General features: G+C 61.6%; 13 protein-coding genes, 2 pseudogenes and 1 riboswitch. Of the genes and pseudogenes, 7 read left to right on the forward strand and 8 right to left on the reverse strand.

Annotation, left to right across the window (positions count from 1 at the left end):
• Positions 1-33 precede the first annotated feature (33 nt).
• Entirely contained in the window at positions 34-378 is a 345-nt protein-coding gene (gene tnpB, locus JG739_RS29500; protein ID WP_183445374.1) for an IS66 family insertion sequence element accessory protein TnpB, read from the reverse strand.
• The gene (locus tag JG739_RS29505; protein WP_183445375.1) at positions 375-761 is read right to left on the reverse strand and encodes a transposase; all 387 of its coding nucleotides are present in this window, start codon (positions 759-761) and stop codon (positions 375-377) included. The genes tnpB and JG739_RS29505 overlap by 4 nt, the downstream gene beginning before the upstream one ends.
• Before the next feature lie 12 nt (positions 762-773).
• Here JG739_RS29505 and JG739_RS29510 point away from each other — a divergent pair, with 12 nt between their 5' ends.
• The 4 genes from JG739_RS29510 to JG739_RS29525 are packed head-to-tail and all read left to right on the forward strand — an operon-like array spanning position 774 to position 5,749.
• Positions 774-1,709: a tyrosine-type recombinase/integrase gene (locus tag JG739_RS29510; protein WP_244749623.1), complete on the forward strand. Its 936-nt coding sequence runs from the start codon at positions 774-776 to the stop codon at positions 1,707-1,709.
• Complete coding sequence (locus JG739_RS29515) at positions 1,706-3,493, forward strand: site-specific integrase (protein WP_244749624.1); 1,788 nt, start codon at positions 1,706-1,708, stop codon at positions 3,491-3,493. Before JG739_RS29510 ends, JG739_RS29515 begins: the two co-directional genes overlap by 4 nt.
• Positions 3,490-5,310: a hypothetical protein gene (locus JG739_RS29520; RefSeq protein WP_199202491.1), complete on the forward strand. Its 1,821-nt coding sequence runs from the start codon at positions 3,490-3,492 to the stop codon at positions 5,308-5,310. Before JG739_RS29515 ends, JG739_RS29520 begins: the two co-directional genes overlap by 4 nt.
• On the forward strand, positions 5,300-5,749 hold the full coding sequence (locus tag JG739_RS29525) for a hypothetical protein (RefSeq protein WP_199202492.1): 450 nt from the start codon (positions 5,300-5,302) through the stop codon (positions 5,747-5,749). The genes JG739_RS29520 and JG739_RS29525 overlap by 11 nt, the downstream gene beginning before the upstream one ends.
• Here JG739_RS29525 and JG739_RS29530 read toward each other — a convergent pair.
• The 6 genes and pseudogenes from JG739_RS29530 to JG739_RS29555 form a co-directional block, all read right to left on the reverse strand.
• Positions 5,730-6,632, reverse strand: coding sequence for an ArdC family protein (locus JG739_RS29530; RefSeq protein ID WP_199202493.1), 903 nt, complete (start codon positions 6,630-6,632; stop codon positions 5,730-5,732). The two genes, JG739_RS29525 and JG739_RS29530, sit on opposite strands and share 20 nt — an antisense overlap.
• Positions 6,633-6,679: 47 nt before the next feature.
• Positions 6,680-7,348 (reverse strand): annotated as a pseudogene (locus JG739_RS29535) (ArdC family protein); the annotation flags it as partial.
• A 425-nt stretch (positions 7,349-7,773) separates the two neighbouring features.
• A complete protein-coding gene (locus JG739_RS29540; protein ID WP_202364481.1) occupies positions 7,774-8,742 on the reverse strand; it encodes an omptin family outer membrane protease in 969 nt (322 codons plus the stop codon).
• A gap of 344 nt (positions 8,743-9,086) precedes the next feature.
• Positions 9,087-9,407 (reverse strand): GNAT family N-acetyltransferase, encoded by a 321-nt coding sequence (locus tag JG739_RS29545; RefSeq protein WP_244749625.1) that lies wholly within the window; start codon positions 9,405-9,407, stop codon positions 9,087-9,089.
• 524 nt (positions 9,408-9,931) lie between these two features.
• Positions 9,932-11,023 carry a threonine aldolase family protein gene (locus tag JG739_RS29550; RefSeq protein ID WP_202364483.1) on the reverse strand — a complete coding sequence of 364 codons (1,092 nt, stop codon included), beginning with the start codon at positions 11,021-11,023 and terminating at the stop codon, positions 9,932-9,934.
• A 70-nt stretch (positions 11,024-11,093) separates the two neighbouring features.
• Positions 11,094-11,969, reverse strand: coding sequence for an AraC family transcriptional regulator (locus tag JG739_RS29555; RefSeq protein ID WP_202364484.1), 876 nt, complete (start codon positions 11,967-11,969; stop codon positions 11,094-11,096).
• 742 nt (positions 11,970-12,711) lie between these two features.
• On the opposite strand from JG739_RS29555, the gene JG739_RS29560 reads away from it, so the two are divergent.
• The 3 genes and pseudogenes from JG739_RS29560 to JG739_RS29570 all read left to right on the forward strand — a co-directional run.
• Positions 12,712-13,371 (forward strand): OmpW/AlkL family protein, encoded by a 660-nt coding sequence (locus JG739_RS29560; protein ID WP_446720579.1) that lies wholly within the window; start codon positions 12,712-12,714, stop codon positions 13,369-13,371.
• Between the two features lie 90 nt (positions 13,372-13,461).
• Entirely contained in the window at positions 13,462-14,694 is a 1,233-nt protein-coding gene (locus tag JG739_RS29565) for a cytochrome P450 family protein (protein ID WP_202364486.1), read from the forward strand.
• Between the two features lie 5 nt (positions 14,695-14,699).
• Positions 14,700-14,954 (forward strand): annotated as a pseudogene (locus tag JG739_RS29570) (cytochrome P450); the annotation flags it as partial.
• Between the two features lie 274 nt (positions 14,955-15,228).
• Positions 15,229-15,428: riboswitch (cobalamin riboswitch) on the forward strand.
• The last annotated feature ends 15 nt before the right edge of the window (positions 15,429-15,443 follow it).

Genomic DNA, 15,443 nt, shown 5'->3' on the forward strand with positions numbered 1-15,443 from the left:
CAGCCGCATGATTCATCTTGCCGCAGGCCGGTTTCAGCCCGTCGATAACGGCCGCCTGACCCTGGCCGGACGAATCTTTTTCCAGTCCAGTCCGGCCAGAAGCGCCATCAACTGGGCGTGGTCGAGACGCATGCGCGCGGCCGATATCCCCGGCCAGCAGAAGCTGTGATCTTCCAGAGTCTTCGAATAAAGACAAACCCCGCTGCCGTCCCACCACACGATGCGAACCCGGTCCGCACGCTTCGAACGGAATACGTGAAGTGCCCCCGAGAATGGGTCCAGGCCGCCATCCCTGACCAGCGCCATCAAAGATGCCGCGCCCTTGCGGAAGTCGACCGGCTGGCACGACACGTAAACCACCACACCGGAAGCGATCATGCCTTACGAACCGCGCGGATGATCCTCGCCAGGCGATCGGGATCGACATCGCCGCCGGCGCGCACCACTGCGTCGCCAATGACGATTTCCACCGTGTCGCTGCCCACCGCTTCAAAGCGCGTGAACTTCGCCGGCTTGCTCGCTCCCTCCGTCAGTGGCGCAACCATGCCCGACGAAAGCGCCTTGCGGCGCCACGCATAGAGCTGCGAGGGGTCCAGCCCCTCGGAACGCGCAACCGCCGAGACATTGCCCCCTGGCGAGAACGCTTCGGCGACAAGCCGTGCCTTCTCTTCGTCCGACCGATGGCGCGGCTTGCGTCGGGACGGCACAGGCTCCGCCGTCAAAATCTCGAATGTTCGATGATGGCTCATACTGTCGCTCATAGGATTCTCCGCATGATTCATGCTGAAAATGAGCGATCAACCGCCTGCACGCTACGTGGGGACGCCTACGCGCTTACGCTCTTTCGACCCAGCGATCACACCGGACGGGCCTATGCCCGCAGCACCGTCAATGGTCGCCTCAGAACATTGGCTTTGTTCTATCGATGGTGTGTTGCTGCGGGTCTCACTGATACTGCACCGTTCAACACGAGCGAACTTGCGCTGTCGCGACGTCAGCCGCAGGGATTCCTCACTCATGTTGATGCCACCGGCGGGCGACAGCTCGCCAATGAACTGACTATCCGGCAAACCTCGGCGCTGCCAAAACCGCTGTCGCCGGTCGCGTTGCGACGCGTGATGGCTGGCCTGGGGTCTCGCGACCGTTTGATAATCGAATGGGCTGTCACAACCGGCATGCGCCGGATGGAGGTAGCCGGATTGAGACTGCGGTCACTTCCACGATCCAGTCTGGATGCTCTGGTCGTCGTCAGAATCGAAGCCACGAAAGGGGGCAAAACGCGGACGGTTTATCCGCCATTGTCCCTGATCGATCGCACGCTCGCCTATGCGCGCGAAGAGCGAGCGGTCATCGTTCGACGAGCCAAATTGCGGCACGCCGACTACGCGGAACCAGATGCTGTCTTCCTGACGGAAGCCGGTCGCGGAATCAGTGCTCGCCGTGTCGGTGCAATGTTCGCCGCCGCGGCCGGGACAGCAGGTGTGACGGCAAGCTTCCATGCGCTGCGACATACCTTTGCGACAGCGATGCTCCGGTTCTTGCAACGGCGGGCGCAAGACGAGCCGGAGCTCAATCCACTTCTCACCCTCCAGGTGGTGTTAGGACATGCCGATCTTTCTACGACGGCAATCTATCTGCGCGTGCTGGCGACAGATCTGACACTGGTGGAATCCTCTGTCGACGAACTTTACGGGGCTCTTCTACAATGAAGCGGCAACGCAAAGATTATCGGCTCGATCCATCGCCTATACCGCTCGCTGGCGAGCCTACTTCGCTGGTGGTCAACTTCCTTGATCCCAACGGTCGACTGGAAAAAAGCTTCGACTTCTCGATCTATGGAATGACACCAAGAGTCGCTGCCGAAATCGCGCTTGCCTTCCGCAACCACCATGCCGGTCACAGTCCGGCCACGCGCGAGGGAGCGTTCCATGCGCTTCGCCGTTGGTTTGTGTTCCTTGGTGAGCAAAATCCCGCCATCACATCGATGCGGGATGTCGATACAACAACGCTACGAGCTTTTATTGCGTGGCTCGATACCAAACCGTGGACCAAGAGTTCTCGCCATGGCACCTGGTCCGTGCTCAAACAGATGGTTCGCTGGCTGAAGCGCAATCGGCCTGAGCTCGTCGCCACCGATCTGGAAATCCCGTTCAACGCCTTTCCTCGCAAGAATGCAGAGACGCGTCCCCGCGAGGCGCTGAGCCGGTCTGAGATGGAAGCGATCCTCTCCGCGGCTCGCAAAGACATAGAAGCAATCTGGTCGACCTTCCAGGCTGGGAAAACCCTGCTCTCCCAGGTCGACCGCGAGGCTATCGCGCGGGAACGGGATCTCAGTCGGCTCGACCTTGATGATCTCGGTGTGATGCTCGCTGTCATCGTCGAGCATTACGGCGGGTTGGTTCCTCCCCAGAACGTGACGCTGGAGCGCGGTGCTGGTCGATGGCGGCTTCACTTCGCCTCGCTTAAGCATGGCGGGAACCAGAAGCTCGCGAGCTATCTTCACACCCTGCCCGAAACGCTGATTCCATACATGATCGCCATCGGGGCGCAGAGCTACGCGAACCCCGAGGCCCTCCGAGAACTTCGACGGGACTGCATGAGCGATCATCTGCTTTTAGATGGCCGGGAAGTCATGACGTGGTCGAAGGGCCGCTCAAACCGAGTGCAGCGGCGAAGCTTCCTGCGTGACAAAAGTTTGTCGGTGCCTCACCTCATCGATCAGGTAGTGGAAATGACGGCGTTATTGATGCCCCATGTTCCGGCGCATGATCGCGAGCGGCTCTTTCTGGTCGCGAGCATAAACGGCACGCGTGCGATCAAGCTGATCCCCGACTACTTGATGAGTAAGCACGTCAGATTGTTCGCCCAACGTCACGGCCTTGTTGACGAAAAAGGCGCGCCGCTCGCGCTCACCCTGGCCGCGCTGCGAACTACGGGGCTCACTCTCGCGCATGAAACGCTCGGGCACGATATCCTGAAGACCCAGATCCTCGCCAATCACGCCACGCCGGATACAACGCAGCGCTATATCGATCGGCCGATCGTGCGAAAGGCCCAGGAGCGCATTATCGGTGATCTGCAATTACGCTTCGTCGAAGCCATTCGCAGCCCCCACGATGAGGCTGATGACGAACGTGATGCCGACGTAGCGACAGTCCAGGCCGAATATGCCACGGCTGCCGGCTTCATCTGCAAGGATCCACTCGCGGGCGTCGGGGAAGGCCAGAAAACTGGCCGTCTATGCACGGCCTGGCTGGGCTGCTTCACCTGCCCGAACGCGGTGATTCCTCTCGATCCTGGTGTTCTAATCCGGTTGCTGTCGACGCGAGATGCCCTTGTCGCGGCACGTCAAGCGCTGGCTCCGGACCGCTGGCGGCTCCTCTACGCGCCGAAACTGGAAATCCTCGAGCACGACATCCTGCCGCGCTTCTCGCCGGAGCTTCACTTGGCCGCGTCCATGGAAGCGGCACCAGCTCTGCCGGTGATCGAATGAAGGCGCGACGTGCTCGAAAACCTGTTCTCGCCGAGTGGTCCGAAGCACCGCTCTCGCAATGGAGCCGGTTCGGCGATGATGAATGGTTGCTCGACATCCGGACCGCCGGCCGGCGCGCCGACCAGAACAAAATGAGCTGGACGATCGCCTTGCCGGAGGGAGCTGTCATCAGTGAAGACGCGTGGCGTGCTCTCCATGAAACCGCGAAGCAGTTCTTATGGTCGATGACCGTGAATCCACCAGCCGGTCGCAAGCGGCTGTCACCAACGTCGGTGCATGGCAAAGCCATCACCCTGAAAACCATGATCCGGTGGATGGTGCTCGACGGACTGGAGACGTTCAGCAGCATTGATGCCGCGGCCGTGGAGCGGCTGCGAGCCTGGCTGCTGACACGAGTGGGATACCGGGGAAAGCCCATCACGGCGAACACCATCGTCAACTACATGGTGGTGCTGAAGGATCTCTATCGACAGCGAACCAAGCTTGATGATGCCCCGTTGATCGATCCTCTGCCGCAGGAGACGACCTATGAGGCGGCAGGCCTGACGCCCGCGACGCGCGGTGCGATCCCGTTCATTCCCGATGCCATTGCGATCTCCTTGCTGAATACCGCTCTGCAATGGGTGGAGGACCATGGTCCAACGATCGTGAAAGCAGAGACGATCCGACGCGAGGCACGGGCGTTCGGACTGACCCAAGGGGCAAAAAGGCAAGCTTCCTACCATGTACGCAAGGCATTGCGGCGTGCCGATCTGAAAGGCCCTGCGGGCGAAGCACTGTCCGGCGCGTATGCGGTCCGCCACGCTGCCACGCATCTCGCGGAGGCCTGCTATATCATCATTGCCGGCTTCGTCGGCATGCGCGTGAGCGAAATCCTCTCGACCGAGGTCGGTGCCATCGAGTTCCACCCCATCGGGGATACCGGCGTCGATCAAGCCTACATTGTCGCGCGGTTGTTCAAGACCGTCGACCAGCATGGCGGACGACTGGAGCGCTGGATTGCTCCTGACCCCGTGGTGAAGGCGGTCAGCCTACTTGAGCAGCTGAGTGCACCGTTGCGTAAAGCGTCCGGAAGGCGAGAACTCTTCCTCGTCAAAAATACCCAGTACGGCGAGATCGTCCCGGTCACCCAGATGCATATCGGCTGGCGGATCAACGATTTTGCCCGACATGTTGGCGTGCCCATGCACGAGGGAAAGCCTTGGGCATTCAGCAGCCACCAGTTCCGCAAGACGTTTGCGCGCTTTATCGCGCGAAAGGACCGGTCGCAACTTCTTGGCCTTGCGGGGCATTACAAACACGCATCGGTCGCGATGACCGCGCGTGGTTATGTCGGCAGCGACTTCGATCTCCGGCAACTCGTCGATCATGAAAACCGGGCGGAAACAGCCACGGCATTGGAACGAATGCTGGTCAGCGATCGACTTGCCGGGCGCATGGGCGAGCGCATTGTCGCGGGCAACGCCCGGTTCCGGGGACGCGCCGGCGAGCAGGTCCGTCAGGATTACATCGAGTTTGTCCTCGCCGAAACGGACCTGCGCATCCACGCCTGCGATTACGGCTGGTGTGTGTTCCAGCAGGAGACCAGTCGTTGTGGAGGTGAAATAGCACCCAGCGAGGCCGGCCGGAGTCCATCTGTCTGCCTGGGCTGCGCGAACATGGTGATCGAGCCGCAGCATGCGCCTTATTGGCAGGACCGTCGGACGAGGAACCAGGTGTTGCTCCCTGCCGCCAACGAAATGACGGTCGCGGTTCTCACCGAGGCAATCGAACAATGCGACAATGTCCTGATCAGGATCGGAGAACATGATGGATGACCCACGCTCGCCTTCCGCCTTGTCTGCGGCGCGCGCTTATCGTGCGGCGCTGGCTCGACTGGTTCGTGGCGAGGGCCGCCATCCGGATCATCAGGGGCGCATCGTGAGGATCAGTCCCGCTTCGGTCGCGCGTGAAGCGGGGAAAAGCCGAAATCCGCTCTACACGACACATCGCGACATCCTCGATGAGATCGAGGCCGCCGTACAGGCACCAGGTCCTTCCAAAGACCTCGCGGCCCGGGTGACGGAAATGGAGGTTGAGATTGCACAGCTCCGTTCCGAAGCCCGCCGGCACAGCGAAGAAAAGCGGAAGCTGGCGAGCGAAAATCTAGCACTCCTTCACCGGGCGAGGACGGCGGAGGACAAACTGGCATCCTCGCAGCGGCGGGCGCCATTGGCGCCTGCCGCTGCGTTGCCTGTCAGGCCGCTACCGCGCTGATCTGCTGGCAGGGCTGTTGCGCATGCATCCAGTCGACAGCGGCCTGAGCCTTGCTTGAGGCCGTGAAGATGGCGGAGGTATCGGCGCGAAGGACCTTCAACCAACTGGAGATATAGGCGGCGTGATCCGGCCTTGGCCGTGCCGATATCGATAGATCGGCGAGAACCATGGCTGCTCCAGCGTCAGCAATTATCTCCTCCATGGCATAGGCTTCGGAGCCGAACCGTCCGGATAGATCGCGGTCGAGTCTGTGTTTTACTCCTGACGCGTGAAGACCTTCATGGAAAAGCACGCTGTAATGAGACGCGACGTCGCGGAATGAGCTGAAAACTGGCATATGCACCCGATCAGCCGAAGGCAAATAGTAGGCTTCGTTGCCTCCATATACGGTGCTGATCCCAAGGTTCGCATAGAAAGCATCAGCGTGTGCGATACGTTCTTCTTCCGAGCGGGCAACCGCCGGTTCTGGCTCATAACCATCGACCTGGGCGCAGTTGAACACCGAATAGCCGCGGGCGAATAGACGCCGACGCTCACCATCATTGGAATCATCATCCTCATAAGTCTTGCCGCCGATCTGCCCCCAGAAGACGACGGTTGTGGATCTCTCACCTTTGCGCACCTGGGCACCAAGGGCCTGCCATTGGCGATACGTTCCCCAGAGGCCGGCAGGATATCCAGCGCTATGCGCCGCGACCCACAAGGCAAGTGTGTTCACGCCACGGTAGGCCTTGCCGGATGCAATATTGGTCGGCCGGGCAGTGGCTGTTCCATCATGATGCCAGGGCATCACATACTCGCCAGCACCGGCTTCGATGGCAGCGATAATCTCTTCAGTGATGCGGGCATAAACATCTGCTCGGTTCAGAGAAGCCATCGTCATGCCCTCCCTGCTGCAGGTGCTGAAGCAAGAAGGACACTTGCGATGAAACCTAACTCGTGGAAGCAGGTGCGGTAATAGTCGATCTGCTGAAAGAATGCCGGCTGCGGCGGCACCTGAATGGAGTCGGTCCCCGGCATGTAGAACGCGCGATCGCCGCCGATGCGGAAATCCGCGCCGCTTCCTCGAATAAGCGCCTCGGCCTGCGGGATGATCTCGCGTTCGGGCAGCGGTTCGGCGTTGCCATAAAGGTGCTCGGGCAGGCCGTCGCACTGCGCGACGTTGAAGACGGTGAAGCGCTTCAAGTACGGCACCGCCTGCGGCTCGTCGCCGTCTGTCCTGGCGCGCTCCTGCTCGCCCTTTGGGACAAAGCGGTCGGCATGCACGATTGTTGTGCCGCGCTCGCCCTTCCTGACATTGCCGCCAAGGGCAAGCGCCTGCAGGAAGGTCAGCCAGTTCTGGCCGGGATAGCTGCGCTCGATGACGGCGCCCCACAGGATGAGGATGTTGATGCCGGAATAGCGGCGCCCGGTGGCCGCGTTGCTGGGCAGGCCGAGGTCGGCCTTTGCGCTGCCCCATGGCTTGACCCATGGCACGGTGCCGCGCTCCAGTTCGGCAATGATGCGGTCCGTGATCTCCTGATAAAGGCTGGCGCCCGAGCGCCCGCCCCTGCCCGCGCCAGCCTCTCGGCTGCCGGAACGCTGGTGTTTTGCACGCATCGTCTGGTCCTCCGCTCTTCAATCCCGCGCCTTTCCCCGCAAGTGGGGTGGGCGGCGAGACGCGACCGGAAAGGCCCGCCGTCGGAGGCGGACCGCATCCGAAGGACCGGAACGAAGAGGAGGACCCGAAGCGCAAGCGAAGGGTTGCGGGACGCCGCGGCGGGCCTAGAAGGGAGTGCCGCCCACCCCGCGCCGCCGGGAAAGGCCAACAGACAAACCGCGCCGGCCGGCAGGGCGGCGACCGTCAGCAGCCGACAGGCTGCCCGCGCCAGGGGGCGAAGCCGGATGGCCGAGACCGCCTGAGCCTGGCGAAGAAAAAGCGGGCTCGGTTCACGAGCACCCGGCACGCGCCGTCAGGCGCGCGGGCGCGTCAGATTTCTGCGCCGTGCGGACATCGGTTTGGCGTTCCGGTCGCACTCGTTCAATCAGAACGAGGTCTTGATGCCGACCATCACTGTCGCCGCGGCAAAATCGCCGCCGATCCAGTCGTCTTCGCCGCCAGTCTCTGCGCCGGTCGCAATGTCATAGGTGTTGTAGTCGCCGCGAGCGGTGAACACCTTTTCGTAGGAACCGGAGACGAAGAAGCTGGTCCGCTCGTTGTACTGGTAGCCGACGCTGCCGCCGACCATCAGAACCGGCGCCAATTCGAAATCATCCTCGAAGCGCAGGTCACGCATCCAGTGATGATCGGTAGCGCCGGCCGAGAAGGTCGTGCCGCCCTTCAGCGCAAAGCCGAAGTTCCAGCGATCCTGGACATAGGTCGCATCGATGCCGGCGAAGGCGACCGGCAATTTCTGCTGGTAGCTGATGGCCTTTGCGTCTCCTGGGAAGCCGCCAACCGAATCCCGGAAGCCGGCAACGCTGTAGACATAGGAGCCGCCATAGGCAGTCCACTTGACCGAGGTGTACTTGAAACCACCGTTGACGTTGATCAGCAGCTGGTCACTGAACTGGAAATCGTGGCCGAGCGCGACGGTTGCCGAATAGAAGTAATCAAGATCGGTGTCGGAATGGCGCGAACGGTTGCTCCAGTCGTTCCAGCCATCATTGGTCGAGAATGACGGGTTCCAGTCATAGTCTTCCATGTAGCTGTCGCCGCTGAAGGCGATCTGGCTGGAAAGCTTGGCGGTCCAGCCGGCCTCGCTGCGCGCCGTCATCTCGGCTGAAATGACCGCAGAGGTGCCTTCCCAGATAAGGTGGCTCAGCTTCGAGCCGCTGCCGGGAGCCTGATAGACCAGCTCGTTGGCCTCGATGTCGATGACGCCGACGCCGCCAACGAAAGAGAAATTGGGATTGTAGGGCGCCGGTTCGCTCGCCACCGCGTCGCTGGCCATCGCCGGCCAGGCAGCGAGCAACGCTGCCGCTCCACCAAAGACTTTCGCGTACAATTTCATAGGACTACCCTCATGGGAATCATCCGCCATTCGGCTATACGCAGCGTGCCGGGTGCACGTCACGTGCGGTCGTCTATGCAGCGCCCCTGTAGGTTGGCAAAATTGCCGCCCTCGGCTCTGTTCCTCAACACTCAAGGAAACGCCGTTAGCGTGACCCGATTAACGGCGGTTTTTGCCGATGCGTTCCGGGCAGCCGGCGTGACGGGAACCCCTGCATTATCCGAGGCACACATTTGCGATGACGATGCTGGTACGATTGCAGCGGCAGGCAGCGACCACGCCGGACCTCAATCCGCTGAGAATCGTGCAGGTTGCTTTGAGCAGCCCATAGCAAACTCTCTAGTCTAGATAATCCGAAAGAGCCGAGGGCCGAGTTCCTCGAACCCGTTGCGCAGGTAGAAATCGAGCGTGCGCTTCCATTTTGGTTGCCTGGGCGCTGCAAGCTCAAGTCGCTTCCAACCACGCGCACGGCCTTCCCGCGAGGCGACCTCAAGCAGTTGAGGGGCAATCCCTTTGGAGCGCTTTTCGGGTCGAACATACAGCTCCGAAATATAGCCGAACTTACCGCCTGCATAGATCGCCGTGCATTCATTCAGCACCATGATGCCGACCGGCTCGTCATCTGCAGTTGCGATCACTGCGACCACGCCAGCGTCGGCAAGCATTATCTGCGCGCTTTGTCTCACGTCGTCGGGCGCGGGCGCTTTCCCGCCAGTGAGTTCATCGAGTAGCGCGTGAATAAAACGGACGACCGTCCCTGCGTCCGTTGCGTTGGCGCGGCGCGTAGATATGGAAGGCATATTTTCTCCTGCTAGTGGTCGAAATTCCGATGCATGCTGTCATCAGCGCAGATCCGACTCACTCTTTTAAGTAACTCGGACGAGTGAACAGCATTTTTCATCAAAAATATGATAAAAAATTGCAAAATAAATATTACAAGCAATAGGATTCCGGATGACTTGAGGTGGATTGCGCAGATAGGGGACCTTCTTACAGCAAATCAACATGGTTACTTCGTCACCGCACGGTGAAGCCGCCTTGCCGAGGTGGGATGAAGCTGCAAGTCTAAAAGGGCCTGAGACAAAAGATACAGCCTTGAGATGCCCGTGCGGCCAGAACGCTAGGACAATGCAGTCGAGCAAAGAGGACATCCGTGACGGGCGGCGAGAGCGCTCGACGGTCGCCACACTCATTCGGCGCCAGCCGGAACACGAGCCGAGCCGACCGGTGCGCAGAGGCTGGTCGCCGCGCCGATCAAGTCGGACACGTCGGCCCCGGTCGTCGCGAAAGAGGTGACGAACCTCACGATCCCGGGCTCCCAGCGATCATGGTAGAAGCGGAATCCCATGTCGAGCAGCCCCCGGATCAGGGACGTGGGAAGTCGGCAGAACAGTATATTGGCCTCGGGACGCTGCTGGATTTTCACGCCTGGCACCAGGGCCAACCCCTGCGCGAGCGCCGATGCCATCGCATTGGCATGGACCGCGTTGCGAAGCCAGACACCTTCCCTCAGATAACCGTCCATTTGCGCCGCCATGAAGCGCATCTTGGAACTCAACTGGCCGGCACGCTTTCGGCGAAAGGCTATCGTGCTCGCGAGATCTCCGCGGAACGAGACGACCGCATCGACCCCAAACGTTCCATTCTTGGTGGCGCCAAATGACACAAGGTCGACGCCGGCCTTCCACGTCATCTCGGCTGGCGAGCAGCGCAGAGTGACGAGGGCGTTGGCGAAGCGAGCACCGTCCATGTGGAGCGCCAGGTTCGCTGACCGGCAGATATGTCCGATCGCCTTGATCTCGTCGAGCGCGTAGACCGATCCCATCTCGGTCGCCTGCGTGATGCTGACGCTGGAGGGCTGGACCGAGTGGATATCGCCCACCATGCGCGTTGCATTGGCCGCCAAGGCGTCGATGTCGATTTTGCCAGCCTCGCCTGGAAGCTGCACCAACTTCGCACCGGCGGTGTAGAACTCCGGCGCGCCGCACTCGTCCCGGTTGATGTGTGCGTCGGCGTGCGAGAGGATGCTGCCCCATGGCTGCGTAATCGCCGCGAGCGCCAGCGCGTTTGCCGCCGACCCCGTCGAAACGAGGAACACGTCGACCGCATGCTCGAACACCTCGGCGAGCTGGCGCTCGACGGTATGCGTCAGCTCATCGTTGCCGTAGGGAAGCGCCTGACCCGACGCGCACGCGGTGATGGCTGCGATCACCTCGGGGGAGACGCCGGCGATGTTGTCGCTGGTGAAGCCGCGGGGGCGGGTCTGCTTGCTGTCGCTCATCGTCTTGACGCTCTTTCATCCATTGAGCGTCCAAGCTAGACGGTTCGCCGCGCGCTTTATTGAACGATATTCAAACCGAGAGGTAACGCGCCGGCGTCACCCCCAGCACCGCCTTGAAGTGCCGGGTCAGGTGGCTCTGGTCCGCGAACCCTACCGCGACGGCGACCTCGGCGACGTGCTGGCCTCGCCTCAGCAGCCGTCGCGCCTCGTCGATGCGGACCTGGATGAGGTAGCGGGTGGGGGGCAACCCGAAATGCGCCTTGAAGCCATCGATCAACGTCGCCTTGGAGCATCCGGCCAGGGCGGCCAGGGCGGCGAGCTGCAGAACTTCGTCAAAGTGGGCATGGATGAAGTCACGCACGTCGCGGAACCTCGGCGGTACCAATTTTCGCTCAGCAACGCGCGACCCGCCGGCCTCTGCGAAGACGTGGGGCAGGAAACGGATCAGATACTCCTCGATCTCCAGTGCCGAGCTATGCCCATGTTCAAGCAGGCGCCAAAACGCGCTGAGGCCGTGTGCAACTGGGGCATTCTCCTGGAACGGGCTTTTGAAGTCGATCGTTCCGGGTTCGTTTTGGCCGCTGTCCTCAAGGACTTGCCGGATAAGGACTTCGGGCATGTAAAAGATCTTCTGGCTCCAGCCAAGATCGTCACCAGCACCCCCGAAATGCGGTTCCCCGGGCGCGAAGGTCGCGACGGTGCCGCTACCGGCGTGCCAAACCTCACCTCGGCACCAAACATCATGGACGCCTCGCTCGATCAGCCCGATCAGATACTCGTTGTGGACATGCTTGGAGAAATCCTGCCGGTGATAGTCCGCCGCCAGGTAATCGAGCCCGCCAAGGACATCGGAGTGCTTCATCACCGCACGATTGCGCGGCGGTCGGCCCGGAGGTTCAGAACGGCCGCGCGCCTTTTCGTCGCATTCTACGGCGGTATCGGCCACTTGATGATCAATCCAGGTCGGTCGTCACAACGATATCGTGCACACGTCGCGAATTTCAAACCGAAGCAGGATTAATTGCCGCCCGAAGAGGGGCCTGCTGCAGGGCGGGCAGCGGATTGGCGGGATTAATCGTGTTTCAAGCTTGGGATGTGGACCCGAGCGACGCGTGGCCGTGTGGCCGATATCAAGAAGAAGACCAAGCGCTATCCCCTCCGATCTGACGCATGAGGAATGGTCGCGGATAAACCGTTCCTGCCGGGCGCGGCCAAGACCGGGCGCGCATGCTGCCAAAGGATTTCCCGCCCATATCGGTCGCGGTCGAGACGCCTTACGGACATGCCCACGGACTGCGCCAACTGGCTGGAACGTTCCCCGGCCTGACGGCGAAGCAGCAGGCGCCGATCAAGGCGCTGAACGCAGAATACGCCAAAACTCGAAGCCGAGGACGAGCGTGCCAACGAACTGCCGGCCGATGTTGACGAACGGCTACCAGGGGCGGCTACGGCTGCACTCATTGTCGGATCTTCGACGAAGTCGGACATCAGACACAGCGCTATCGGAGTGACCGCATTGTTCTGCAACGATTTTCTCATTTGGCACGACACATGCGGGGGCTATCCCGCATGAGCGCTCCGTCAATCTCGATTGATGCGAGCAGGATTCAATCAAGGCGCAGTGCGTCGCTTCTGAAGATCAAGGAGAGAAAAGTATGGCGAGAGCGCGAATTGGCGTGGCGCGGGCAATGACAGCGGCTGTCGTCCTCATCGTTGCGGGACAGGCCGGCGCGGCAGATGTTCATCAAGCCGCGAGCGTCCCGCAGGCAGAAGCCTGCGTCGCGGAAGCGCCAAGCCCCTGGCAGATCCGCCTGCGTGCGTTGGGGGTGATCACCGAGGATTCGGGCTATGTCAATGCGGTGCCCGGCTCCGGTCTTTCGTATTCGAACACCGTGACGCCGGAACTCGATATCTCATATTTCTTCACGGACAACATCGCCGCCGAACTCATACTCGGCACCACCTATGCCAACATCGATGGCCAAGGTGCGATCGGCGGGCTGGGCGAGGTCGGCAAGGTTTGGCTGCTGCCGCCCACGCTCACATTGCAGTATCATTTTACCGATTTCGGCGCCTTCGAGCCCTATATCGGCGCCGGCGTGAACTATACGATCTTCTATCATCAGCAAGTCGGCAGCGCCGATGATCTCAAGGTCAAGAACACATTCGGCGCCGCGCTGCAGGTCGGATTCGACTACATGGTGGACCGGCACTGGGGCGTCAACTTCGACGTGAAGAAGCTTTTCCTCAAGCCCGACTTCGACGTCACTGTCGCCGGCGCCAAGCTCACGGGCAAGGCCAAGCTCGATCCCTGGTTGATAGGCGCAGGTCTCACCTACCGCTTCTGAGGACGAAGCACGGGGCACTTTTCGAAGTCCGCGCGCGGATCTTCCGTGCCGAGAAGTGGACCCGCGATGGTTCTTAAAGGAGTTGTTGGCATGCGCGTAGAAAGCGATCATTGCGACGTGATCGGTGTGCCGGCCGCTCCCACGCAACTTGATCGTCTTTCTTCTGCGATTCTGCGGCAGGGGGGGATGGCGCGAGTGTCGCTGCCGGGCGATGTGGTGACCTGGGCGGCAGCCCGTCACCAGACGCTCAGGCAGATGCTTTCCGACCAGCGTTTCAACAAGGACTGGCGACAGTGGGGGGCGCTGCAGGACGGCGAGATTCCCGAGGATCATTCGCTGATCGGGATATGCAAAGTGGACAACATGACCACGGCGCACGGCGCCGATCACCGGCGCTTGCGCGGCCTGCTGTCCAGCAGCTTCGCGCCCAGTCGTATCGCCTTGCTGGCGCCACGGGTCGAACAATGCGTCGATCGACTCCTGGCCGAGATGGCGCAGCGCGGCGGCAGTGCCGATCTGATGAGCGAGTTCGCCGCTCCGCTGCCCACCAACGTGATCGCCGAACTGTTCGGTTTGCCGGACGAACAGCGCGAAGAGATCGTCGCGCTCACCTACAGCCTGGCCAACACCTCCGCCACAGCCGAAGAGGTGCGACAGACGCGGCAGCGCATCCCGGAGTTCTTCCGTCGCCTGATCGCGCTCAAGCGGGGCCAGCTCGGCGATGATCTGGCTTCGGCCCTGATCGTCGCGCGTGACAAAGGCGAGCTCGTTTCCGACACCGAGCTCATCGACATGCTGTTCATGGTGCTCTCTGCGGGCTTCGTGACCACCGCCGGCGTCATCGGCAATGGCGTGCTGGCATTGCTGACGCATCCGCAGCAACTGCACTTGGTGCGCAGCGGCCAAGTTCCGTGGTCACAGGCGATCGAGGAGATCCTGCGCTGGGGCAGCTCAGCGGCCAATCTGCCGTTCCGCTATGCCACCCAGGACGTGGAGATCGACGGATGCCTGGTCCGCCGCGGCGATGCCGTCCTGATGGCGTTCCATGCGGCGAACCGGGACGAAAAGGCCTTCGGTCCCGGCGCCAACAGGTTCGATGTCACCCGGCGGCACAACCCGCATTTGTCATTCGGCGAGGGGCCGCATTCCTGCCTGGGCGCTGCGCTGGCGCGCCTGGAATTGCGCTGCGCCTTCCCCGCGCTATTCGGGCGGCTGGAGGATCTGGCGCTGACCATCGCTGCGGAGGACGTCGTCTACATGCCGTCTTACGTCATTCGCTGCCCGCAGCGCCTGCCGGTCAGCTTCCGCCCTTCCGTCGCTTAGAGAGTGCGGCATTCACCCCGGATTCGGTGATTCTCGGTTCGCCGGGGTGGCTTGTCTCGCACGAGGGGGGCGAGCATGCCCGGTTACGCACGATCGTGGCGCCGGCCTTCAGCAATCGCAGGGTGAAGCTGCTCGCGCAGCAGGTCGAGGCGATCGCCGCGCAGTTGTTCGAGACGCTGGCGGCCCAGCCCCAGTCCGCCGACCTGAGGCGCCACCTCTCCTTTCCGCTTCCGGACATGGTTATCAGCGTGCTGATGGGCGAGTGCGCAAGCACGCTGAGCGAAGCCGAGCGGGAACAAGTACCGGGATTCCCGGCTGACCGTGACGACCTGGCCCGACTTTACGCCCTTTGAGCCCGGCGACCTCGATCTCATCCGGCGTCGCCGATGGGGACAAGGATCTCTCCGAGCCTGCACTGATAAGAGGCGGCATCGTAAGCGGCTTTGGGCGAAAGAGACCGATCAGCGCAAGGGCATTATTCGCATCATCACATAAACATCTCGTTATATGTATTGACAAGGAGCGAAGCTGCTGTGATTGTGCGCATGTCGTGGTTCTCCGCGCGGCACTGCTGTAGCGGAGCTAAGAGGGAAGCCGGTGCGATGCCGGCGCTGCCCCCGCAACTGTTAGCGGCGAGCCAAGCCCATTGGTGTCACTGAGGCGAACGGCCTCGGGAAGACGGGCAGAGGCTTTGACCCGCGAGCCAGGAGACCTGCCACGACGAACAACGTCCACGGGCGGGGTGTCTC

The sequence above is a fragment of the Mesorhizobium sp. L-2-11 genome (assembly GCF_016756595.1).
In the GTDB taxonomy this organism is placed as follows: Bacteria; Pseudomonadota; Alphaproteobacteria; order Rhizobiales; family Rhizobiaceae; genus Mesorhizobium.

Coding starts and splice junctions, on each gene's coding strand:
- tnpB (WP_183445374.1), bottom strand. CDS start 378: ATGATCGCTTCCGGTGTGGTGGTTTACGTGTCGTGCCAGCCGGTCGAC.
- JG739_RS29505 (WP_183445375.1), bottom strand. CDS start 761: ATGAGCGACAGTATGAGCCATCATCGAACATTCGAGATTTTGACGGCG.
- JG739_RS29510 (WP_244749623.1), top strand. CDS start 774: ATGATTCATGCTGAAAATGAGCGATCAACCGCCTGCACGCTACGTGGG.
- JG739_RS29515 (WP_244749624.1), top strand. CDS start 1,706: ATGAAGCGGCAACGCAAAGATTATCGGCTCGATCCATCGCCTATACCG.
- JG739_RS29520 (WP_199202491.1), top strand. CDS start 3,490: ATGAAGGCGCGACGTGCTCGAAAACCTGTTCTCGCCGAGTGGTCCGAA.
- JG739_RS29525 (WP_199202492.1), top strand. CDS start 5,300: ATGATGGATGACCCACGCTCGCCTTCCGCCTTGTCTGCGGCGCGCGCT.
- JG739_RS29530 (WP_199202493.1), bottom strand. CDS start 6,632: ATGACGATGGCTTCTCTGAACCGAGCAGATGTTTATGCCCGCATCACT.
- JG739_RS29540 (WP_202364481.1), bottom strand. CDS start 8,742: ATGAAATTGTACGCGAAAGTCTTTGGTGGAGCGGCAGCGTTGCTCGCT.
- JG739_RS29545 (WP_244749625.1), bottom strand. CDS start 9,407: ATGCTTGCCGACGCTGGCGTGGTCGCAGTGATCGCAACTGCAGATGAC.
- JG739_RS29550 (WP_202364483.1), bottom strand. CDS start 11,023: ATGAGCGACAGCAAGCAGACCCGCCCCCGCGGCTTCACCAGCGACAAC.
- JG739_RS29560 (WP_446720579.1), top strand. CDS start 12,712: ATGACAGCGGCTGTCGTCCTCATCGTTGCGGGACAGGCCGGCGCGGCA.
- JG739_RS29565 (WP_202364486.1), top strand. CDS start 13,462: ATGCGCGTAGAAAGCGATCATTGCGACGTGATCGGTGTGCCGGCCGCT.